Genomic DNA, 18281 nt, shown 5'->3' with positions numbered 1-18281 from the left:
TTATTCCGGTCGGAACAGATGGATTTCGAGGCCTTCGATGTGGCGATAGTGGCGATCGTTGGCCGTGACCAGAGGCAGGCCAAGCTGGGTGGCCGTTGCGGCAACCAGGGCATCGGCCATTTGCATGTTGTGGCTGAGCGCATACGTCTCGACCAGGAAGGTGGCACGAGTCGAAATCGCTTCGCTGACGGGATGAATCGTGGCATCCCAGTAGCCCATGGCCTGCCGAAGCATCCGGAATTCGACCTGGTTCCGCAGGCCCTGGACCAGCTCCATGTACGTCACCGCAGACACCGCGAATCCGGGCGAACTGTCGAGCCAGTCCCCCGCTTTCCGGTTCCCGCGCAGGTTCCAGATCAGGACGTCCGTGTCCACCAGCATCAGTCGAACGCCCTCGGTTGGCGCATCCGCCGAACCTGGTCGTCTACCGATCCGGTCCGGTCACCCCAGAGTCCGAACAACGGATTGCGAGCCCCCTCTTCTTGCCCGTTTTCCTCGCGGAGGGTGAAGGGGACCAGACGCGCCCGCTTGCGGCCATGATAGGTGATCACGATCTCCTCTCCGCGATCGATCGCGGCGAGGAGTTCGCGGCTGTGGAGCCGCATGTCCTTGGTGGTGGCTTCCATCTTTGCCTCCCGGAGTTACACTTTTCAGTGTAACTCTTGGGCCTGTACTGCCCAAATCCCAAGGCCCGCGCCCCATGAGCTGCGGGTGGAACAGGCCGCCCGGGGCTGCACCATCAGAGCCAGCGGGCGAGCCAGAGGCGGAAGCGCAGTTCCAGCGGCGGGGCGTAGCCCTGCTTGCGGAAGACGACGTCGCCGTCGGTGTTGATGATGAAGCTGGCGGGGACGCCCTGGACGCCGTAGCGGGCGGCGAGCTGGCCCTGCGGGTCGTTGATGGTGGCCAGTTCGCGCTCGCGTTCGTTGAGGTGCGCGATGACTTCCTCTCGTTCACCGGACTGCATGGCGACGGTCAGTACCGGATGGCTGTCCGACAGGCGTACGATCTCGCCTTCCTCCAGCCGGCAGATGGCGCACCAGCTGGCCCAGAAATGCAGCAGCACGGGTTCGTCGCCCACGTAGTCGGCGAGTGCCACGGGCGAGCCGTCGAGCAGTTCGGCCTCGAACTCGGGGGCCGGGCCTTCCACCATGTCGCGGGCCATCCATGCGCGCACCAAAAGGAAGATGGCCAGCGCGATGGCGATCTGGATGCCCCAGCCGAGCGCACGGCGGCGCGCGGTGGGTTTCGGGCGTTCGGGTTTTTCGGGCTGGGTATCGGTCAACGGATCATCTCGGCCTGGCCGGGTCGGGCGCGGGTGCCGCGCTGCTTGGGGCCCTTGCGCACGGCAATGCGTACCAGTTCGTCCTCGTCGTCCATCAGTTGTTCCCGCTGGTCTTCGCTCAGCAGCGGGTTGCGGGCCACGAAGTAGCGCAGGTTGGGGTCGCGGTCGTTCACGCAGGCGGCCACCTGCTCCGGCGTGAGGTCGGGCCGCTTGGCGCAGTTCAGGCGCACGGTCTGGTTGGGGTCCGCCAGCAGCAGGGCCACTTCGTCGGGCTGCAGATCGAGACGGCGGGAGAAATACGCCTTGACCTGGGCATGCTGGTCGCGCACCAGAAACGGGCGCCAGCACGAGTCGAGGTCGGCGGCCAGCGCCATCTCCATGCGCTGGTCGAAAGAGAGTTGTCGATACTGTTGCTCAAGCTCGGTCATGACAGGGCCGGAACGACACCGGAAAGGGGGCTGTCGTATTATAAGCAGACTGTAATGACGGCGAGGATTCCCATGAACGCACCGGTGGCCGACCAACCGCTGTTCCACGTGCCGTCCACGGCGCACGTGACCGCCGGGCTGCATCACCTCGGCGAGGCCGAGCGCGCGGAGCTGGTGGAACGCATCAAGCGCCTGCTGCGCGAGCGCGATGCGGTGCTGGTGGCGCATTACTACGTGGACGAATCGCTGCAGCGCCTGGCCGACGAAACCGGCGGCTGCGTGGCGGATTCGCTGGAGATGGCGCGCTTCGGCAAGGACCATCCGGCGAGCACGCTGGTGGTGGCCGGGGTGCGTTTCATGGGCGAGACGGCCAAGATCCTCAGCCCGGAAAAGCGCGTGCTGATGCCCACGCTGGAGGCCGAGTGCTCGCTGGACCTGGGCTGCCCGGCCGACGAGTTCGCGAAGTTCCGCGCGCAGCACCCGGACCACACCGTGGTGGTGTATTCGAACACCTCGGTGGACGTGAAGGCGCAGGCCGACTACGTGGTCACCTCCAGCATCGCGGTGCCGCTGGCGGAACACCTGCGCGATCAGGGGAAGAAGGTCCTGTGGGCGCCCGACAAGCACCTGGGGGACTACATCCGCCGCACCACCGGCGCCGACATGGTGCTGTGGGACGGCTCCTGCGTGGTGCACGACGAGTTCCGCTCGTGGGCGCTGGAAGACCTGCGCAGCCGTCATCCGGACGCCGCCGTGCTGGTGCACCCGGAGTCGCCGCGCGAGGTGATCCATCAGGCCGATGTGGTGGGCTCCACCAGCCAGCTGATCGCCGCGGTGAAGGACCGCGACGAGCCGGAGTTCATCGTGGCGACCGACAAGGGCATCTTCTACAAGATGCGCGAGGCGGCCCCGGACAAGACCTTGATCGAGGCCCCCACCGGCGGCGAGAGCGCGACCTGCACCAGCTGCGCCCACTGTCCGTGGATGGCGATGAACGATCTGGTCTCGCTGGCCAATACGCTGGAAGACACCGCCGAACCGGCCACCAACGAGATCTTCATCGACGAGGACGCCCGCCTGAAGGCCCTGACCGCAACGCAGCGCATGCTCGACTTCGCCGCCGAGCACCGCAAGGCCACCGCCGGCGACGCCTGACCGGGAATCGGGATGATGCCGCCTCATGCGACCGGTACAACGCTTGCGGGACAGCCCCTCGCATCATCGCCACTTGAACGTGACCGGGTCCTGGCGACACTCCGGGCACATCGCGCCATACTGATCCGCGAGTTTGGCGTACGAGAGCTCGCGCTGTTTGGCTCGCTCGCCCGAAACGAAGCCGCCCATGAAAGCGACATCGACATCCTCGTCGATTTCCCCGACCCAGCCTCAGCACAACAGTATTTCGGGCTGCAGTTCTACCTCGAGGACCTGCTCGGACGCCCTGTAGACCTGGTAACCGAACGAGCCCTGCGCCCCGAACTACGGCCGTATGTGGAACGCGAGGCCATTCATGTCTGAATCGTCACCCTCTCGGGCATGGCATCCCGTGATTGGGCTTGAGTAGTTCCCCGTCAGCGATCGTTGAGCCAGGCGGCCCACTGGGAGTGGGTGGAGGCGTCCACGCCGTCGGCCTTCGCTGCCTGCTGGAGGTGGGCCTGCAGGTCTTCCATCAGTTTCGAGTCCATCAGCTCCGGCTGCAGGGTCAGCTGGGCATGCAGCGTGGTATACACCAGCTTCAGCTCGCTCAGGGCATACTGCGACCAGTCGAATTCGGCCATCAGAGGTTCTCCGCGATGAATGATGATCCCGGCATCCTGCGGCCCCGCGCGGGCCGTCGCCAAATGAACCCGCAGGGGAGCGGAGATGTTTAAGCGCCGGGCGCGGCTGCTGGTGGCCGCCGCCGGGGATGACGGCCGCGCCGATCGCGTGGCCGAACTGGCCGCGCAGGACAGGGACGTGGCCGAATGGCTGGAGGTGCGCCCGCGCCCGGCCATGGGCGAACTCGCGCGCGAGGACCTGGAGTGGGCGGACCTGCTGGTGGCGGTGGACGCCGAGGCCGCGGAGGCCATGCCGGCCGGTCGCCCGCCCGGCTGCCGCCCGAAGTACTGGAACCTTCCGCCGGCCGACGTGCTGCAGGACGCCCCGACCACATTCGACGACTCTGCCCGCTCGGCACTGACCTGCATGGCCGGCGGCATGCGCATGCTCGCCCGCATGGACTCCGAAGACTAGCCCGAACCGCAATAACACCTCAACATGGCGTGAGGCCCTAGCCGGTCTGGCCGTGGGGAGTGCCGCACTGCGGCAGCATATGCGTTCGGGCGGGCAACGCCTTGTGGCTGCGCCCCGGGCGTGACTGTCGTATCGTAGGAGGACAGGAGGCTCGGGCATGCATCCATTGATCCAGCAACATCGTAAAGCGCTCAAATCGGTATGCCGCGACTTCGGTGTATCGCGGCTGGAGGTTTTCGGGTCTGCAGCCCGTGGGGATGATTTCGACCCTCAATGTTCGGACGTGGATTTCCTGGTGGAATTCGGTCCGGACCAGACCGAATGCTCTCTGGAGCAATTCCTCGCCCTGCGCAGCGAGTTGAGCGATATCCTTGGGCGGCCCGTGGACCTGGTGATGCCGGAAAGCGTGACCAATCCGTACGTCCTCGCGGATATTGAAAAATCTCGGGAAGCGGTCCATGCGGCGTGATCCGCGGGCTTACCTGTGGGATGCGCGTGAAGCCGCCCGACGCGTGGCGGAATTCGTGAAGGACGCAAATGAAGAGGACTACGTTGCCAGCGATCTGATGCGTTCCGCCGTTGAGCGACAGCTGGAGATTCTGGGCGAGGCGCTGGGCCAGCTGGAAAAAGCCAATCCCGAAGTGGCTCGACAGATCCCGCAATTGAGGGCCGCCGTGGATCTGCGAAACCTGCTGATCCACGGTTATGCGAAGATCGACGACCGTATTATCTGGAATACCGCCACCACCGACGTCCCGGTCATGGCCCGGGAACTGGACAGCTTACTGCGGCAACTGGACGGATGAGACCTTCAATGGCGGCCGTCAGGTTCAACGGACGACATCGCCAACCTTCAAGTCCACACGTCGTCCTCGGCGGGCTCGCGCCATTCATGGATCATACTGGCGGAGTGCTCGGAGAAAGCCTGTACATCGGCATCCTTCGCGCCACCGTCGTCGACCAGCACGACCACCCGGGCATGCGTATTGTTCAGACGCGCATACTCATCCGGAATCCTGACGACCCCATCCCGAATATCAGCCTCGAACTCAATCGCATACATCCTGCACCTCCGTGCCAATATCGCGTACACGTCAAGGCTCGAGGTAGCACTCCGCCCCGGCGGGCGCCGGGGCGGGGACGGGCGTCAGGCGTTGGCGGCGGCGCGCGAGGCCTTTTTGCGCTCGTGCTCCAGCAGGAGCTTCTTGCGGATGCGGATGGCGCTCGGGGTCACCTCGACGAGTTCGTCGTCATCGATGAACTCGATCGCCTGCTCCAGCGTCATGCGCACCGGCGGGGTCAGCTGGATGTTCTCGTCGGTGCCGGCGGCGCGCACGTTGGTGAGCTGTTTGGCCTTGAGGGCGTTCACGACCAGGTCGTTCTCACGCGCGTGCAGGCCGATGACCATGCCCTCGTAGACCTCCTCGCCGGGGCCGATGAACAGCTTGCCGCGGTCCTGCAGGTTGAACAGGGCGAAGCCGATGGCCTTGCCGGGACCGTTGGCGATCAACACGCCGTTCTGGCGCGAGGCCACCGAACCGGTCGTGGACAACGGCCCGTAGTGGTCGAACACGTGGTGCAGGATGCCGGTGCCCGAGGTCGCGGTCATGAACTCGGTCTGGAAGCCGATCAGCCCGCGCGAGGGAATGGTGTAGTCCAGGCGCACCCGGCCCTTGCCGTCCGGCATCATGTTGGTGAGTTCGCCGCGGCGTTCGCCCAGCTTCTCCATCACCGTGCCCTGGTGCTCTTCCTCGATGTCCACGGTCACGGTCTCGTAGGGCTCCTGCTTGACCCCGTCGACCTCGCGGATGACCACCTCGGGGCGCGAGACGCCCAGCTCGTAGCCCTCGCGGCGCATGTTCTCGATGAGGATGCCCAGGTGCAGCTCGCCACGGCCGGAGACGCGGAACTTGTCGGGGTCCTCGGTATCTTCCACGCGCAGGGCGACGTTGTGCTTGAGCTCTTCTTCGAGGCGCTCGCGAATCACGCGGGAGGTGACGTACTTGCCATCCTTGCCGGCCAGCGGGGAGGTGTTCACCTGGAAGGTCATGCTCACCGTGGGCTCGTCCACGGTCAGGGCCGGCAGGGCCTCGACATGGCTCGGGTCGCACAGGGTGTCGGAGATGAACAGCTTGTCCATGCCGGTGAAGGTGATGATGTCGCCGGCGTTGGCCTCGCTGACATCCACCCGGTCCAGCCCGTGGAAGCCCATGATCTGCAGCATGCGGCCGTTGCGCACGCCGCCTTCGCGGTCGATCACCTTGACCTGGGTGTTCGGGGTGATGCGCCCGCGCTTCACCCGGCCGACGCCGATCAGGCCCTGATAGGAGTTGTAGTCCAGCGAGGAGACCTGCATCTGGAACGGGCCGTCGGCGTCCACGTCCGGCGGCGACACGTGCTCGACGATGGTCTCCAGCAGGCAGGTCATGTCGCCGTCGGTCACGTCCGAGTCCATGCCGGCGAAGCCGTTGAGCGCCGAGGCGTAGACGATCGGGAAGTCCAGCTGCTCGTCGCTGGCCCCGAGGCGATCGAACAGGTCGAAGACCTGATCCACGGCCCAGTCCGGACGCGCCCCCGGGCGGTCGACCTTGTTGACCACCACGATCGGCTTGAAGCCCATCGCGAAGGCCTTCTGGGTCACAAAGCGGGTCTGCGGCATGGGGCCGTCCACCGCGTCCACCAGCAGCAGCACGGAGTCGACCATCGACAGCACGCGTTCGACCTCGCCACCGAAGTCGGCGTGTCCGGGGGTGTCGACGATGTTGATGCGGTAGTCCTGCCACTTGATGGCGGTGTTCTTCGACAGGATGGTGATCCCGCGTTCCTGCTCCAGGGCGTTGGAATCCATGACCCGCTCGCCGTGGTCGCCACGTTCGTCGAGGGTGCCGGACTGGCGCAGGAGCTGGTCGACCAGCGTGGTCTTGCCATGGTCGACGTGGGCGATGATGGCGATGTTGCGAAGCTTCTCGGTCATGGAATACGAACTCTGGGTACTGGCAAAAGGGCCGTCACTATACAGATTTATTCGCGCCCGCGCTGCCACTCCCGCGTTTTGCACGCAGGCTCCTTCTCTCCCAGCCCACCCTGCTCCCGGAAGAGCATCCCTGCCCCGCAGCCCCGAACCGCCGCTCCCCGTCTGCAAGGCCAGCCAGCCCGGCGCACCGAGCCGATCGCCGGCACCACGTTGAGCTCCGTTGAAGACACGTAGATTTGGTGCTACACGTATTTACGTGACCCAAGGAGACTTCAGCATGAAGCAGAACATCACCCTGTCTCTCGACAAGCAGGTATTGACCGAACTGAAGGTTATCGCCGCTCGTCGTTCGACTTCGGTCAGCCGGCTGCTGACCGAGGAACTGGAACACATCGTGGAACGGTCCGACCGTTATGAGCGCTCCAGGCGCGAGGCCCTGGCCGCTCTCGACAGGGGGTACCGCTTCGGTGGCGGTCGCCCGGATCGGGACGCCCTGCATGAGCGATAAGGTCTTCGTCGATACCAACATCCTGCTCTACGCGCATGACCTGGATGCGGGCGATCGACACGACCGCGCCGAGCAAGTCATCCGTCAGCTCTGGGATACGGGCGGGGCGATCATCAGCATCCAGGTGCTGCAGGAGTTCTACGTCAACGTGACCCGCAAGGTCGCGGATCCTCTCCCGCCCGGGGAGGCACGCCGCATGATCGAGGCCTACCGAGCGTGGCAGGTGGAGTGCCCGGATACAAAGGCCGTGCTGCGGGCCTCCGAAATCCAGGAGCGGAATCGCCTGTCCTTCTGGGACTCGATGATTGTGGCGACCGCTTGCCAGGGCGGTGCGACGGTCCTGCTGTCGGAAGACCTGAACCATTCCCAGATCATCGAGGGCATCCGCGTGGAAAATCCCTTACTGCACCCTGATTATCAATGAGACTCCGCCAGGCTCACTGAGACAGCCTCCGGACGGACGCTGGAGGTCCACATCCTGCGGAGGACGGCATCATGGCGCAGAATCGGGTCCAGTTTCAGCAGGGTCTGTCGTTACCGACGTTCATGGCGCGTTACGGCACGGAGGCTCAGTGCGAGACGGCGCTGGAGCAGGTGCGCTGGCCGGACGGCTTTCTCAAGAAGCTGATCAAACGGGCACCGTTCCATGTCATGCACGTGGTCACGGACAACGGCAAGGAGTTCACGGACCGCTTTGCGGCCACCGGGGAACGCGAGCCCACCGGGGGCCACCCGTTCGACCGGCTGTGCGCTTCGACTCGGGGGCGCATCTGCAAGACACCTTCCGGGACTACCAGCGCCTGTACAACCATCAGATCGGGCAGAAGGCGCTGGGGCACCGAACGCCGGTGGAGACCCTCAAGGCCTGGCAACAGGAACGCCCCGATTTATTTCGAAAACGTGTCTACAACCAGCCGGAACCTGACATGTATCCAACCAGCCGGGACCCGACAGCAGTCCCTGGCGTTGCGTTGTCGTGACCGCCCCCCTCGCCTAGACTAACGAGATGACCAGGTCGCACAGGTGCCTTGATGACCACCACCGTGAACGTGCATGAAGCGAAAACTCATTTATCGCGTCTGCTGAAAAGGGCACACGACGGCGAGGAGATCATCCTGTCGCGCGCCGGGCGCCCCTATGCACGGCTGGTCCCGCTGGAGGGCACACCGCAGAAACGGCAGCCCGGCAGGGTTCAGGGCCGTGTGGAGGAATCCTTCTTCGAGCCCCTGCCCGAGGAAGAACTTCGGGCATGGGAAGAGTGATGCGAGTCCTGCTGGATACGCACGCCCTCTTGTGGTGGATGACCGACGACCCGAAACTCTCCACCACTGCCAGAAATACCATCCAGGACGAAACACACACGGTGCTGGTGAGTGCGGCCAGCGCCTGGGAGATCGCGACCAAGTGCCGTCTGGGCAAGCTCGCGATCGGGGCGAGGGTGCTCCGCGACTTCGATGAGCTGATCACCGCCGACGGGTTCTCGCATCTGGCCGTGAATTACCGACAGGCCATCCATGCCGGGTCCTACCCCCAGGAACACCGGGACCCGTTCGACCGGGTCCTCGCAGCTCAGGCCGAACTGGAACAGGTCCCGCTGGTCACCGCGGACCCGGCCCTGCAGACATTCCCGATCCGCTGCCTCTGGTAAGCGTCCGCTCCGATCAGCCCGACACCCCGCCCTGCCACGGGTCGAGCTTGTCGTCCGGCGGCGGGACCTGCAGGTGGAAGCCCTGGTCCTGCAGGTTGGCGAGGACCTTCTGCGGGTCTTCCTGCGCCAGGGTGCGGTCGGGGGTCAGCTCGAACTCCAGCGCGAATTCGAGGCTGCCCAGGGCCTTCATCAGGGTGTCGGGCAGATCGGAGAAATCGTCCTTCTCCGGCAGATAGACATAGGTGTCGGCGCGCCGCGTGGCGCGATAGACGTAGCACTGCATTTCAGTCCTCCAGATAGGTGTAGCCGGTCAGGCCGTGTTCCAGTTCCGCCAGCAGCCGCCCGGCCGCCTCGCCGCGCAGGCCGGCGGCGTCGATGCGGGCGCGGAACGCGCGGCGCAGGTCGTCGGGGGCGAAGTGCACGTAGGACAGCAGTTCGTCCACGGTGTCGCCGCGTTCGGGGTCGACCAGACGGTAGCCGCCGTCGGCGGTGAGCTCGACGTTGACCGTGTCGGTGTCGCCGAACAGGTTGTGCAGATCGCCCAGGATCTCCTGATAGGCCCCCACCAGGAAGATCCCCAGATAATACGGCCGTGCGGGCTCCCACTCGTGCAGGGCCAGCGTGGTGTGGGTGCCTTCGCGCTCCACGTAGTACTCCACGTGGCCGTCGGAGTCGCAGGTCAGGTCCTGCAGCACCGCACGGCGCGTGGGCGCCTGATCCAGCCGGTGCAGCGGCATGATGGGGAAGATCTGGTCGATCGCCCAGGTGTCGGGGATGGACTGGAACACGGAGAAGTTGCAGAAGACCTTGTCCGCCAGCTTGTCGGTCAGCTCGGCATGGATCTCGGCCGGCAGGGCATCCGGGTCCACCAGCAGTCGCTGGCACAGGGCGAAGTACAGCGCCTCGGCGCGGGCGCGGTCGGCCAGCGAAAGCAGGCCGCGGGCGAACTGCGCCTGCACCTCGGCCAGATGCCAGGCGGCGTCGTGGAAGACCTCGGACGGCGGACGCACGCTGTCCTCCAGCAGCGCCCGCAGGGTCGCGATCTCGGGCGGCTCGTCGGCGGCCGGCGGCGGCACGGGGCCGTCCCCGGGGGCCGGTTCGCAGTCGATCACGTTGGTGATCAGCACCGCGTGATGCGCGGTCAGGGCACGCCCGGACTCGCTGAACACCTCGGGCATCGGCAGGTCGTGCTCGTGGCAGATGCGGCTGAGCGGGCGCAGGATGTTGAGGGCGTATTCCTCCACCGAGTAGTTGATGGAGCACTCGTTGCGCGAGCGCGAGCCCTCGTAGTCGATGCCCAGGCCGCCGCCCACGTCGACCACGCGGATGCCGGCCCCGGCCTCGTGCAGCGCGGCGAAGTAGCTGGCCGCCTCGCCCATGCCGTTCTGGATGTCGCGGATATTGGCGATCTGCGACCCCATGTGGAAATGCAGCAGCTGCAGGCGGTCGAGCCAGTCGAGCCCGCGCAGGCGCTCGAGGATCGCCAGCACGTCCGCGGCGGACAGGCCGAACTTGGCCTTCTCGCCGCCGGTATTCTGCCACTTGCCCTTGCCGATGGACGCCAGGCGCACGCGCAGCCCCAGCAGCGGCGAAACGTCCATGGCTTCGGCCTGGCGGATCACCTCCTCGAGCTCCGAGGGCTTCTCGATCACGATGTACACCCGGTGGCCAAGCTGCCGCCCGATCAGGGCCAGGCGCACGTATTCGCGGTCCTTGTAGCCGTTGCAGATGATGACCGACCCGGGGCGCGACTGCGCCAGCACCGCGATCAGCTCCGGCTTGGAGCCGGCCTCCAGACCCACCTGCGGCCGGTGGCCTTCGGCATCCGCGTGATCGCCGGCGGCGAGGATGCGCTCGACCACCGAACGCTGCTGGTTGACCTTGATCGGATAGATCGCGGTGAAGTCGCCGTGGTAATCCAGCTCCTCGGCCGCCCGGGCGAAGGCGCGTGACAGGCGCCGCACGCGACCGTCGAGCACGTCCTGAAAGCGCACCAGCACCGGCGGGCCCACGTGCTCCTCGCGCAGGCGGCAGGCCAGCGCGTGCAGATCCACGCCGGGGTGTTCCGGCCAGTCCGGACGGCGCATGCAGACATGCCCGGACGTATTGACCTCGAAGAAGTCCCCGTTCCAGTGATCGATGCCGTAGGTACGGCGCGCATCATCCAGGGTCCAGGACGTGGCTGACATGGCGGTTCCGCGGTTGGGGAAGGTCGGAGTTGCCCGCAGGATACAGGGCACTATCATGGCGGCGCATCCTACCGTTCACCCATGCACAAGGGGAGCCCGCCCGATGGCACTCGACGACCACTGGTTCAGCGAACCCGACAAGGACATCGCGATGTCCCTGCGCATCACGAAAAAGCTCCACGAGGAGCAGACGCCCTATCAGAAGATCGAGATCTTCGAGACCACCGGCTTCGGCAACCTGATGGTGATCGACGGCTTCGTGATGCTCACCGGCCGCGACAACTTCATCTACCACGAAATGATGTCGCATCCGGTCCTGTATTCGCACAACGCACCGAGGAACGTGGTGATCATCGGCGGCGGCGACTGCGGCACCCTGCGCGAGGTACTCAAGCACGACGAGGTGGAAAAGGCCACGCAGGTGGATATCGACGAACGCGTGACCCGCCTGTCCGAGCAGTACTTCCCCGAGCTGTGCGACGCCAACGACGACCCGCGCGCCGAACTCCTGTTCGATGACGGCATCCAGTTCATCAAGGACGCGGACCCCGGCTCCATCGACGTGATCATCGTCGACTCCACCGACCCGGTCGGCCCGGCCGAAGGGCTGTTCTCCGCGGATTTCTACCGCGACTGCGTGAAGGCGCTGGGCTCCGATGGCCTGCTGGTGCAGCAGAGCGAATCCCCGCTGCTGCATACCGACAGCATCCTGCGGCCGATGCACGACAGTATGCGCATGGCGGGTTTCATCGACGCCCTGACCATGCACTTCCCGCAGCCCACCTACCCCTCCGGCTGGTGGACCTGCACCATCGCCTCCAAGGACGCCCCGGTCGCCTTCCTGCGCGAGGAAGCCGCCGAGGAGATCCCGTTCGTCACGCACTACTACAACGCGGCCATCCACCGCGCCGCCGGCGCCACCCCGGAATTCTTCCGCCGCAAGCTGTTCGCCTGATCCGGCCGCGCCGGTCCGCCACCCCGGCGCCGGGCCGGCGCGGGGTGGCGGCTTCAGCCGGGAGTAACGCCTCTGCACGCCTTCCGGCATCCGCCCGGCATCAGCAGACACCGCCTCGAAACCTCCCGCGCTCGCACACTTTCAGGGCAGCCTGATCCATCTTGATGCATGCCCCCCGAAACGGGCTGCACCACGACGAAACATTAGCTCCGCAGACCGGCGCTCCCTGGCCCGGCACCACGCTCCGCAACGCTTTCGGGGCGACCATGGCATGGCTCCTGCTTACTCGGATTACTGCCGGCGCATTCCTGCGCGCCGCACCGAGATTCAAGCGAGGAGAACCATGCTGCATCGACGCTGCATCGCATTCGTTGTTCTGTTTCTTGCGCCCGTGATGGCGCTGGCCCATCCCCACCACGGGCACCACGCCCACGAACATGCGGGCTTCGCTGCGGGATTTCTGCACCCGTTCACCGGCCTCGATCACCTGCTGGTCCTGCTCGGAATCGGGTTCTGGATGGCCCGCTCACAGCGACTCCCGGGCACCCTGACCGCCGGCGCGGCGGTACTTGCCACTCTGGCGCTCGCCTTCGCCCTGGGCGTGGCGCAAGGCCCGCTGCCGACCGTCGAATTCGGCATCCTCGCCTCGCTTTTGCTGACCGGCGTACTGGTCTTTCTGGGCACGCGTCTCCCGCTGGTGGTGACCGCCGCGATCGCGGCCGGCTTCGCCGCGCTGCACGGCTTCGCCCACGGTGCCGAAATGGCGGCCGACCTGTCCGCACTGAGATTCGCCGCCGGCTTCCTGCTGGCCAGCGCCCTGCTGCTGACCGCCGGTGCACTGGCCGCCTCCCGGATACGCGATACGGATCTCGAGCGTCCGGTGGGACAGGCGGCCGGAGGGGCCATGGTTGCCACCAGCGTCTATCTGTTGCTGGTGGTCTAGCGGCGTGGACATCACCCCCGTGGAACTGGCCGGCGCCACCGAGACCGTCCCGGAGACCCGGGACGGATGGCTCGGGCGCCTGGAGCTGGGCTTCGCCTCGCGTGGCGGACGGACCCGGCTGGCCCGCCGTCGTCACGAGGGCCCTCTGCTGGTGCAGCGAAGCTTCTTCCCCGAAGGCGACGTCTGCCACTGCTACGTGATCCATCCCCCGGGGGGCGTCGCCGGCGGCGATCGCCTGCAGCTGGAAGCGGAGCTGGACGCCGGCAGCCGGGCTCTGCTCACCACCCCTGCCGCGGCCAAGTTCTACCGGACGCGGGCGGACAGCGCCCGCCAGGAACAAAGCTTCACGGTGGGGCCCGACGCGAGTCTGGAGTTCCTGCCGACGGAAACCATCCTGCACGGTCGCTCCCGCGTGACGCTGCACAACCACTTCCGTCTGGGACCCGGCGCGTGCCTGTGCACCTGGGATGTCCTGTGCCTGGGACGCCCGGCGCACGGCGACCACTACGAGGGCGGAGCGTGCACCCAGGATCTGTGGATCGAGCGCGACGGCCGACCGCTGGTACATGACCGCCTCGACCTGGTCCACGGCGATCCGCTGCTGAGCCGTCCCTGGGGCCTCGACGGCTTCCCCGTGGTGGGCCAGCTGGTGGCCACCCCGGTTCCCGAGGGACTCGAACCGGCACTGCGCGAGCATCTCGGAACGCCCGACGCCCTGCGCCTGGGCATCTCACGAATCGGGGATGTCCTGTTCCTGCGTTGTCTGGGCCATGGCGCGGAGACCGTGCGCGCGCTGCTGCAGCGGGCCTGGGCCTTCCTGCGCGAGCCGGTCATCGGGCGGCCCCCGTGCACCCCCCGTATCTGGAACACCTGACCACCGGAAGATCCATGGAACTGACCCCACGCGAGAAAGACAAGCTGCTGCTGTTCACGGCCGCCCTGCTGGCGGAACGCCGCCAGGCGCGCGGGCTGAAGCTCAACTACCCGGAGGCCATGGCGCTGATCTCGGCCGCCATCCTCGAGGGGGCCCGCGACGGCCGTTCGGTCGCGGAGCTGATGAGCCTGGGCGGCGAGGTGCTGACCCGTGACGACGTACTCGAAGGCGTCCCGGAGATGATCCCGGAGGTACAGGTCGAGGCGACCTTCCCGGACGGGGTCAAGCTGGTCACCGTTCACGAACCCATCCGTTAAGAGGAAGTGCCCGATGATCCCCGGTGAACTCCTGCCCGCGGACGGCGACATCACCCTGAACGCCGGCCGCGAGACCGTCACCCTGGAGGTGGCCAACAGCGGCGACCGGCCCGTCCAGGTCGGTTCTCACTATCACTTCTTCGAGACCAACAACGCCCTGCGCTTCGACCGCGAGCGCGCGCGAGGCTTCCGCCTGGACATACCGGCGGGAACGGCCGTGCGTTTTGAACCGGGCCAGACCCGCAGCGTGCAGCTGGTGGCCTACGCCGGGGAGCGCCGGGTGTTCGGATTCCAGGGCCGCATCGGTGGCCCGCTGGACGGAGATGCGCAATGAGCCAGACCATTCCCCGCCGCGCCTATGCCGAGATGTTCGGCCCCACCACCGGTGACCGCCTGCGCCTCGGCGACACCGCGCTGCTGATCCAGGTGGAGCGCGACTGGACCGTCTACGGCGACGAGGTCAAGTTCGGCGGCGGCAAGGTGATCCGCGACGGCATGGGCCAGAGCCAGCGGCACGACGAAGCCGTGGTGGACACCGTGATCACCAACGCGGTCATCCTCGACTACTGGGGCGTGGTCAAAGCCGATGTCGGCCTGAAGCAGGGCCGGATCCACGCGGTGGGCAAGGCCGGCAACCCGGATACCCAGCCGGGCGTCGACATCGTGATCGGTCCGGGAACCGAGGTCATCGCCGGCGAGGGCCGGATCCTGACCGCCGGTGGCATCGATGCCCATATCCACTTCATCTGTCCGCAGCAGATCGAAGAGGCCCTGACCTCCGGCATCACCACCATGGTGGGTGGCGGGACCGGACCCGCCACCGGAACCAACGCCACCACCTGCACCCCCGGACCCTGGCACATCCAGCAGATGCTGAAGGCCGCCGAGGCATTCCCGATGAACCTGGGCTTTCTGGGCAAGGGGAACGCCAGCGAACCCGGCGCCCTGCACGCGCAGGTCGAGGCGGGGGCCCTGGGCCTGAAGCTGCACGAGGACTGGGGCACCACCCCGGCCTCGATCGACTGCGCCCTGTCCGTCGCCGACGCGCACGACATCCAGATCTGCATCCATACCGACACCCTGAACGAATCCGGCTTTGTCGAAGACACCCTGGCGGCGTTCAAGGGACGCACCATCCACACCTATCACACCGAGGGCGCCGGCGGCGGCCACGCCCCGGACATCATCAGGGCCTGCGGCGAAGCCCACGTCCTGCCGTCCAGCACCAATCCCACGCGGCCGTTCACGGTGAACACCATCGACGAACACCTGGACATGCTGATGGTGTGCCACCACCTGGATCCGCAGATCGCGGAAGACGTCGCGTTCGCCGAGAGCCGGATCCGGCGCGAGACCATTGCCGCGGAGGACATCCTGCATGACCTCGGTGCGTTCTCGGTGATCGCCTCGGACTCGCAGGCGATGGGACGCGTGGGCGAGGTCATCCTGCGGACCTGGCAGACCGCCCACAAGATGAAGAGCCAGCGCGGCTCGCTGGCCGGCGACCCGGCCGAGCACGACAACTTCCGCGCACGTCGCTATGTCGCCAAATACACCATCAATCCCGCTCTGGCGCACGGCATGGCCCACGAAGTGGGCTCCGTCGAACCCGGCAAACTGGCCGACCTGGTCCTGTGGGATCCGGCCTTTTTCGGCGTCAAGCCGGCGCTGATCATCAAGGGCGGGATGATCGCCTCGGCCCCGATGGGCGACCCCAACGCCTCCATCCCCACGCCACAGCCGGTGCATTACCGGCCGATGTTCGGCAGCTACGGCCCGGCCATGACCGGCACCTCCGTCAGCTTCGTCTCGCAGGCCGCCCTGACCGCCGGGATCGGCGACCAGCTGGGTCTGGAGCGAAGGCTGGTCGCGGTCCGCGGCTGCCGCGAGATCGGCAAGCAGGACATGCGGCTGAACGACTGGCTGCCGAAGATGGAGGTGGACCCGGAGACCTACGAGGTCCGTGCCGACGGCGAGCTTCTGACCTGCGAACCCGCCACCGAGCTGCCGCTGAGCCAGCGTTACTTCCTGTTCTGAGGTCCCCATGATTCGCCTGATCGAACGCGCCGAGAGCGCCCCGACCACCGTGACCGGAACCCTGCATCTGCCGGTCGAGACCCGGATGAAGAGCCGCTTCCGGGCCACCCTCGACACCGGCGACGAGGTCGGCGTATTCCTCGAGCGGGGCGGCATGCTGCGCGACGGGTCCGCCCTGCGCGCCGAAAGCGGCGAGTGGGTCACGGTGCGTGCCGCACCGGAACCGGTCAGCACCGTGTACTGCGAAGACCCCCTGCTGCTCGCGCGGGCGGCCTACCACCTCGGCAACCGCCATATTGCCCTGCAGATTGGTCCGGGCCGGCTGCGTTACCTGCACGACCACGTGCTGGACGACATGCTGCGGGGCATCGGACTCGATCCGATGTTCGAAAACGCCCCGTTCGAGCCGGAGGCGGGTGCCTACGGGCACGGCCATGCGCACGGTGGCCACGGCCATGGCCACTCGCACTGATCTAGGCCTGACGGACCCGGGCCTGACAGACCCCGGTCTGGCCCGGCGACGGCTCTGGCAACTCCTCAGCCCCGCGCTTCCGGTCGGTGCGTACAGCTACTCCGGCGGACTGGAATGGGCCATCGAGGCCGGCTGGGTACAAGACGAGGCCGCGGTCGCCGACTGGCTGCAAGGCCAGCTCGACCACACCCTGAGTCGGGTCGACATCCCCATGCTGCAACGCCTCCACCAAGCATGGCAGACCCAGGACCTCGACGCAGTCGCCCGGCTGAGCGCCTGGCTGAGCGCCAGTCGCGAGACCCGCGAACTGCGGGACGAGGATCGCCAGCTGGGTCAGGCGCTGGCGCGCCTGCTGACCGAACTGGAGCTGCCCGAAGCCGAGCCCTGGACCCGCGATCCCGAGGCGACCTGGGCCACGCTGCTGGCGCTGGCGCTCGCGCGCTGGGATATCGCCATCGGGGAGGGCGCCGAGGCCTGCCTCTGGACCTGGTGCGAGAACCAGGTGGCGGCCGCCATCAAGCTGGTCCCGCTGGGCCAAACCGCCGGGCAGCGGCTGCTCTACCAGCTGGCCTCGACGATCGGCACGGCGGCTCGTGCCGGGCTCGCCCGCGAGGACAACGCGATCGGCGGCACCGCCCCGGGTGTCGCGATTGCCAGCGCGCTACACGAAACCCAGTATTCACGCCTGTTCCGGAGTTAGGAACCCATCATCAGGAGAACCCCATGTCACTGAATCCCCGCGTACTGCGCGTTGGCATCGGCGGACCGGTCGGCTCCGGCAAGACCGCCCTGCTGCAGGCCCTGTGCCAGCGCCTGCGCGACACCTACAGCATCGCCGTGGTCACCAACGACATCTACACCCGCGAGGACGCGGAGTTTCTGACCCGCCACGACGCCCTGGAGGCCGAGCGCATCGTCGGCGTGGAAACGGGCGGCTGCCCACACACCGCAATCCGCGAGGATGCCTCGATGAACCTGTCTGCGCTCGCCGACCTGGGGATCCGTTTTCCTGATCTGGAGGTCGTATTCGTGGAGAGCGGCGGTGACAACCTTTCCGCGACCTTCAGCCCGGAACTGTCGGACCTGACGATCTACGTAATCGACGTCTGCGCCGGCGACAAGATCCCGCGCAAGGGCGGGCCGGGCGTGACCCGCTCCGATCTGCTGGTGATCAACAAAATCGACCTGGCCGACGGCGTCGGCGCATCGCTGGAGGTGATGGACCGCGACAGCCGGCGCATGCGCGGGGATCGCCCGTTCGTGTTCACCAACCTGAAGACCGGGGAGGGTCTGGAGGCGGTCACCGATTTCATTATCGAACACGGGATGCTGGAGCGCCCGGCCCGCGCCGGCTGAGGCGCGCCCCGCAGCGCCCAAACGAGACAGCTCCGCTTCGCCTGCGAGGCAGTCTCTATGGGGGGT

The 18281-nt window shown here is 66.7% G+C and carries 27 protein-coding genes and 2 pseudogenes; 20 read left to right on the top strand and 9 right to left on the bottom strand.

Annotation, left to right across the window (positions count from 1 at the left end; all coding sequences use genetic code 11):
- From F620_RS0108685 to F620_RS0108670, 4 genes are all read right to left on the bottom strand, one after another.
- The gene (locus F620_RS0108685; protein ID WP_019570254.1) at nt 1-381 is read right to left on the bottom strand and encodes a type II toxin-antitoxin system VapC family toxin; all 381 of its coding nucleotides are present in this window, start codon (nt 379-381) and stop codon (nt 1-3) included.
- Nucleotides 381-626: a type II toxin-antitoxin system Phd/YefM family antitoxin gene (locus F620_RS0108680; RefSeq protein WP_018869225.1), complete on the bottom strand. Its 246-nt coding sequence runs from the start codon at nt 624-626 to the stop codon at nt 381-383. Before F620_RS0108680 ends, F620_RS0108685 begins: the two co-directional genes overlap by 1 nt.
- 113 nt (nt 627-739) lie before the next feature.
- On the bottom strand, nt 740-1282 hold the full coding sequence (locus F620_RS0108675) for a redoxin domain-containing protein (RefSeq protein WP_018869224.1): 543 nt from the start codon (nt 1280-1282) through the stop codon (nt 740-742).
- Nucleotides 1279-1710 carry a hypothetical protein gene (locus F620_RS0108670; protein ID WP_026331381.1) on the bottom strand — a complete coding sequence of 144 codons (432 nt, stop codon included), beginning with the start codon at nt 1708-1710 and terminating at the stop codon, nt 1279-1281. The genes F620_RS0108675 and F620_RS0108670 overlap by 4 nt, the downstream gene beginning before the upstream one ends.
- 72 nt (nt 1711-1782) lie before the next feature.
- Between F620_RS0108670 and nadA the strand changes: the two genes are divergently transcribed.
- Nucleotides 1783-2865 (top strand): quinolinate synthase NadA, encoded by a 1083-nt coding sequence (gene nadA / locus F620_RS0108665; RefSeq protein WP_019570252.1) that lies wholly within the window; start codon nt 1783-1785, stop codon nt 2863-2865.
- A 12-nt stretch (nt 2866-2877) separates the two neighbouring features.
- Nucleotides 2878-3228: a nucleotidyltransferase family protein gene (locus F620_RS0108660; RefSeq protein ID WP_019570251.1), complete on the top strand. Its 351-nt coding sequence runs from the start codon at nt 2878-2880 to the stop codon at nt 3226-3228.
- A gap of 53 nt (nt 3229-3281) precedes the next feature.
- On the opposite strand, the gene F620_RS0108655 is transcribed toward F620_RS0108660, so the two are convergent.
- Nucleotides 3282-3488: a hypothetical protein gene (locus F620_RS0108655; protein ID WP_018869220.1), complete on the bottom strand. Its 207-nt coding sequence runs from the start codon at nt 3486-3488 to the stop codon at nt 3282-3284.
- Between the two features lie 85 nt (nt 3489-3573).
- On the opposite strand from F620_RS0108655, the gene F620_RS0108650 reads away from it, so the two are divergent.
- The 3 genes from F620_RS0108650 to F620_RS0108640 all read left to right on the top strand — a co-directional run bounded on the left by F620_RS0108650 (nt 3574) and on the right by F620_RS0108640 (nt 4748).
- Complete coding sequence (locus F620_RS0108650) at nt 3574-3942, top strand: hypothetical protein (RefSeq protein WP_019570250.1); 369 nt, start codon at nt 3574-3576, stop codon at nt 3940-3942.
- A gap of 157 nt (nt 3943-4099) precedes the next feature.
- Nucleotides 4100-4411: a nucleotidyltransferase family protein gene (locus tag F620_RS0108645; protein WP_026331380.1), complete on the top strand. Its 312-nt coding sequence runs from the start codon at nt 4100-4102 to the stop codon at nt 4409-4411.
- Nucleotides 4401-4748, top strand: a complete 348-nt coding sequence (locus F620_RS0108640) for a DUF86 domain-containing protein (protein ID WP_019570248.1) — start codon at nt 4401-4403, stop codon at nt 4746-4748. The genes F620_RS0108645 and F620_RS0108640 overlap by 11 nt, the downstream gene beginning before the upstream one ends.
- Before the next feature lie 47 nt (nt 4749-4795).
- Here the strand turns inward: F620_RS0108640 and F620_RS0108635 are convergent, their stop codons facing one another.
- On the bottom strand, nt 4796-5005 hold the full coding sequence (locus F620_RS0108635) for a hypothetical protein (protein ID WP_019570247.1): 210 nt from the start codon (nt 5003-5005) through the stop codon (nt 4796-4798).
- An 84-nt stretch (nt 5006-5089) separates the two neighbouring features.
- Complete coding sequence (gene typA / locus F620_RS0108630; RefSeq protein WP_019570246.1) at nt 5090-6916, bottom strand: translational GTPase TypA; 1827 nt, start codon at nt 6914-6916, stop codon at nt 5090-5092.
- Between the two features lie 277 nt (nt 6917-7193).
- Here typA and F620_RS0108625 point away from each other — a divergent pair, with 277 nt between their 5' ends.
- From F620_RS0108625 to F620_RS0108605, 6 genes and pseudogenes are all read left to right on the top strand, one after another.
- Nucleotides 7194-7424, top strand: coding sequence for a CopG family ribbon-helix-helix protein (locus tag F620_RS0108625; RefSeq protein WP_019570245.1), 231 nt, complete (start codon nt 7194-7196; stop codon nt 7422-7424).
- On the top strand, nt 7414-7848 hold the full coding sequence (locus F620_RS0108620; RefSeq protein WP_019570244.1) for a PIN domain-containing protein: 435 nt from the start codon (nt 7414-7416) through the stop codon (nt 7846-7848). Before F620_RS0108625 ends, F620_RS0108620 begins: the two co-directional genes overlap by 11 nt.
- 71 nt (nt 7849-7919) lie before the next feature.
- Nucleotides 7920-8039, top strand: a pseudogene (locus F620_RS15120) (IS1595 family transposase); the annotation flags it as partial.
- A pseudogene (locus F620_RS15485) lies at nt 8034-8404 on the top strand (IS481 family transposase); the annotation flags it as partial. The pseudogenes F620_RS15120 and F620_RS15485, both read left to right, overlap by 6 nt.
- A gap of 51 nt (nt 8405-8455) precedes the next feature.
- Nucleotides 8456-8686, top strand: a complete 231-nt coding sequence (locus F620_RS0108610; RefSeq protein WP_018946710.1) for a type II toxin-antitoxin system Phd/YefM family antitoxin — start codon at nt 8456-8458, stop codon at nt 8684-8686.
- Nucleotides 8686-9072: a type II toxin-antitoxin system VapC family toxin gene (locus tag F620_RS0108605; RefSeq protein ID WP_019570243.1), complete on the top strand. Its 387-nt coding sequence runs from the start codon at nt 8686-8688 to the stop codon at nt 9070-9072. Before F620_RS0108610 ends, F620_RS0108605 begins: the two co-directional genes overlap by 1 nt.
- Before the next feature lie 13 nt (nt 9073-9085).
- Here the strand turns inward: F620_RS0108605 and F620_RS0108600 are convergent, their stop codons facing one another.
- Both F620_RS0108600 and speA read right to left on the bottom strand, forming a co-directional pair.
- Nucleotides 9086-9355 carry a YcgL domain-containing protein gene (locus tag F620_RS0108600; RefSeq protein WP_019021675.1) on the bottom strand — a complete coding sequence of 90 codons (270 nt, stop codon included), beginning with the start codon at nt 9353-9355 and terminating at the stop codon, nt 9086-9088.
- 1 nt (nt 9356) lies between these two features.
- On the bottom strand, nt 9357-11261 hold the full coding sequence (speA, locus tag F620_RS0108595) for a biosynthetic arginine decarboxylase (RefSeq protein WP_019570242.1): 1905 nt from the start codon (nt 11259-11261) through the stop codon (nt 9357-9359).
- A gap of 103 nt (nt 11262-11364) precedes the next feature.
- On the opposite strand from speA, the gene speE reads away from it, so the two are divergent.
- The 9 genes from speE (at nt 11365) to ureG (ending at nt 18215) form a co-directional block, all read left to right on the top strand.
- On the top strand, nt 11365-12216 hold the full coding sequence (speE, locus tag F620_RS0108590) for a polyamine aminopropyltransferase (RefSeq protein ID WP_019570241.1): 852 nt from the start codon (nt 11365-11367) through the stop codon (nt 12214-12216).
- Nucleotides 12217-12559: 343 nt separating this feature from the next.
- Nucleotides 12560-13159: a HupE/UreJ family protein gene (locus tag F620_RS0108585; protein ID WP_019570240.1), complete on the top strand. Its 600-nt coding sequence runs from the start codon at nt 12560-12562 to the stop codon at nt 13157-13159.
- A 10-nt stretch (nt 13160-13169) separates the two neighbouring features.
- On the top strand, nt 13170-14033 hold the full coding sequence (locus F620_RS0108580; protein ID WP_026331378.1) for an urease accessory protein UreD: 864 nt from the start codon (nt 13170-13172) through the stop codon (nt 14031-14033).
- A gap of 14 nt (nt 14034-14047) precedes the next feature.
- Nucleotides 14048-14350, top strand: a complete 303-nt coding sequence (gene ureA, locus F620_RS0108575; protein ID WP_018869210.1) for an urease subunit gamma — start codon at nt 14048-14050, stop codon at nt 14348-14350.
- Nucleotides 14351-14363: 13 nt separating this feature from the next.
- Complete coding sequence (locus F620_RS0108570) at nt 14364-14684, top strand: urease subunit beta (protein ID WP_019570238.1); 321 nt, start codon at nt 14364-14366, stop codon at nt 14682-14684.
- A complete protein-coding gene (gene ureC / locus F620_RS0108565) occupies nt 14681-16387 on the top strand; it encodes an urease subunit alpha (protein ID WP_019570237.1) in 1707 nt (568 codons plus the stop codon). The genes F620_RS0108570 and ureC overlap by 4 nt, the downstream gene beginning before the upstream one ends.
- Nucleotides 16388-16394: 7 nt before the next feature.
- A complete protein-coding gene (gene ureE / locus F620_RS0108560) occupies nt 16395-16859 on the top strand; it encodes an urease accessory protein UreE (RefSeq protein ID WP_019570236.1) in 465 nt (154 codons plus the stop codon).
- Entirely contained in the window at nt 16843-17559 is a 717-nt protein-coding gene (locus F620_RS0108555; RefSeq protein ID WP_026331377.1) for an urease accessory protein UreF, read from the top strand. Before ureE ends, F620_RS0108555 begins: the two co-directional genes overlap by 17 nt.
- A 23-nt stretch (nt 17560-17582) precedes the next feature.
- Entirely contained in the window at nt 17583-18215 is a 633-nt protein-coding gene (gene ureG, locus F620_RS0108550; RefSeq protein ID WP_019570234.1) for an urease accessory protein UreG, read from the top strand.
- The last annotated feature ends 66 nt before the right edge of the window (nt 18216-18281 follow it).

The sequence above is a fragment of the Thioalkalivibrio sp. ALE11 genome (assembly GCF_000381205.1).
GTDB lineage: Bacteria > Pseudomonadota > Gammaproteobacteria > Ectothiorhodospirales > Ectothiorhodospiraceae > Thioalkalivibrio.
Note: the sequence above shows the minus strand (reverse complement) of the source record. Positions and strands in the feature narration are given on the sequence as shown.

Bases quoted from the DNA above. Each gene is read 5' to 3' on its own strand.
- F620_RS0108570 (WP_019570238.1), top strand. From the start codon at position 14,364: ATGATCCCCGGTGAACTCCTGCCCGCGGACGGCGACATCACCCTGAAC.
- ureA (WP_018869210.1), top strand. From the start codon at position 14,048: ATGGAACTGACCCCACGCGAGAAAGACAAGCTGCTGCTGTTCACGGCC.
- F620_RS0108685 (WP_019570254.1), bottom strand. From the start codon at position 381: ATGCTGGTGGACACGGACGTCCTGATCTGGAACCTGCGCGGGAACCGG.
- F620_RS0108600 (WP_019021675.1), bottom strand. From the start codon at position 9,355: ATGCAGTGCTACGTCTATCGCGCCACGCGGCGCGCCGACACCTATGTC.
- F620_RS0108585 (WP_019570240.1), top strand. From the start codon at position 12,560: ATGCTGCATCGACGCTGCATCGCATTCGTTGTTCTGTTTCTTGCGCCC.
- F620_RS0108605 (WP_019570243.1), top strand. From the start codon at position 8,686: ATGCGAGTCCTGCTGGATACGCACGCCCTCTTGTGGTGGATGACCGAC.
- speE (WP_019570241.1), top strand. From the start codon at position 11,365: ATGGCACTCGACGACCACTGGTTCAGCGAACCCGACAAGGACATCGCG.
- F620_RS0108625 (WP_019570245.1), top strand. From the start codon at position 7,194: ATGAAGCAGAACATCACCCTGTCTCTCGACAAGCAGGTATTGACCGAA.
- ureC (WP_019570237.1), top strand. From the start codon at position 14,681: ATGAGCCAGACCATTCCCCGCCGCGCCTATGCCGAGATGTTCGGCCCC.
- F620_RS0108640 (WP_019570248.1), top strand. From the start codon at position 4,401: ATGCGGCGTGATCCGCGGGCTTACCTGTGGGATGCGCGTGAAGCCGCC.
- F620_RS0108670 (WP_026331381.1), bottom strand. From the start codon at position 1,710: ATGACCGAGCTTGAGCAACAGTATCGACAACTCTCTTTCGACCAGCGC.
- speA (WP_019570242.1), bottom strand. From the start codon at position 11,261: ATGTCAGCCACGTCCTGGACCCTGGATGATGCGCGCCGTACCTACGGC.
- nadA (WP_019570252.1), top strand. From the start codon at position 1,783: ATGAACGCACCGGTGGCCGACCAACCGCTGTTCCACGTGCCGTCCACG.
- F620_RS0108660 (WP_019570251.1), top strand. From the start codon at position 2,878: ATGATGCCGCCTCATGCGACCGGTACAACGCTTGCGGGACAGCCCCTC.
- typA (WP_019570246.1), bottom strand. From the start codon at position 6,916: ATGACCGAGAAGCTTCGCAACATCGCCATCATCGCCCACGTCGACCAT.
- F620_RS0108680 (WP_018869225.1), bottom strand. From the start codon at position 626: ATGGAAGCCACCACCAAGGACATGCGGCTCCACAGCCGCGAACTCCTC.
- F620_RS0108610 (WP_018946710.1), top strand. From the start codon at position 8,456: ATGACCACCACCGTGAACGTGCATGAAGCGAAAACTCATTTATCGCGT.
- F620_RS0108655 (WP_018869220.1), bottom strand. From the start codon at position 3,488: ATGGCCGAATTCGACTGGTCGCAGTATGCCCTGAGCGAGCTGAAGCTG.
- ureE (WP_019570236.1), top strand. From the start codon at position 16,395: ATGATTCGCCTGATCGAACGCGCCGAGAGCGCCCCGACCACCGTGACC.
- F620_RS0108635 (WP_019570247.1), bottom strand. From the start codon at position 5,005: ATGTATGCGATTGAGTTCGAGGCTGATATTCGGGATGGGGTCGTCAGG.
- F620_RS0108620 (WP_019570244.1), top strand. From the start codon at position 7,414: ATGAGCGATAAGGTCTTCGTCGATACCAACATCCTGCTCTACGCGCAT.
- ureG (WP_019570234.1), top strand. From the start codon at position 17,583: ATGTCACTGAATCCCCGCGTACTGCGCGTTGGCATCGGCGGACCGGTC.
- F620_RS0108650 (WP_019570250.1), top strand. From the start codon at position 3,574: ATGTTTAAGCGCCGGGCGCGGCTGCTGGTGGCCGCCGCCGGGGATGAC.
- F620_RS0108555 (WP_026331377.1), top strand. From the start codon at position 16,843: ATGGCCACTCGCACTGATCTAGGCCTGACGGACCCGGGCCTGACAGAC.
- F620_RS0108645 (WP_026331380.1), top strand. From the start codon at position 4,100: ATGCATCCATTGATCCAGCAACATCGTAAAGCGCTCAAATCGGTATGC.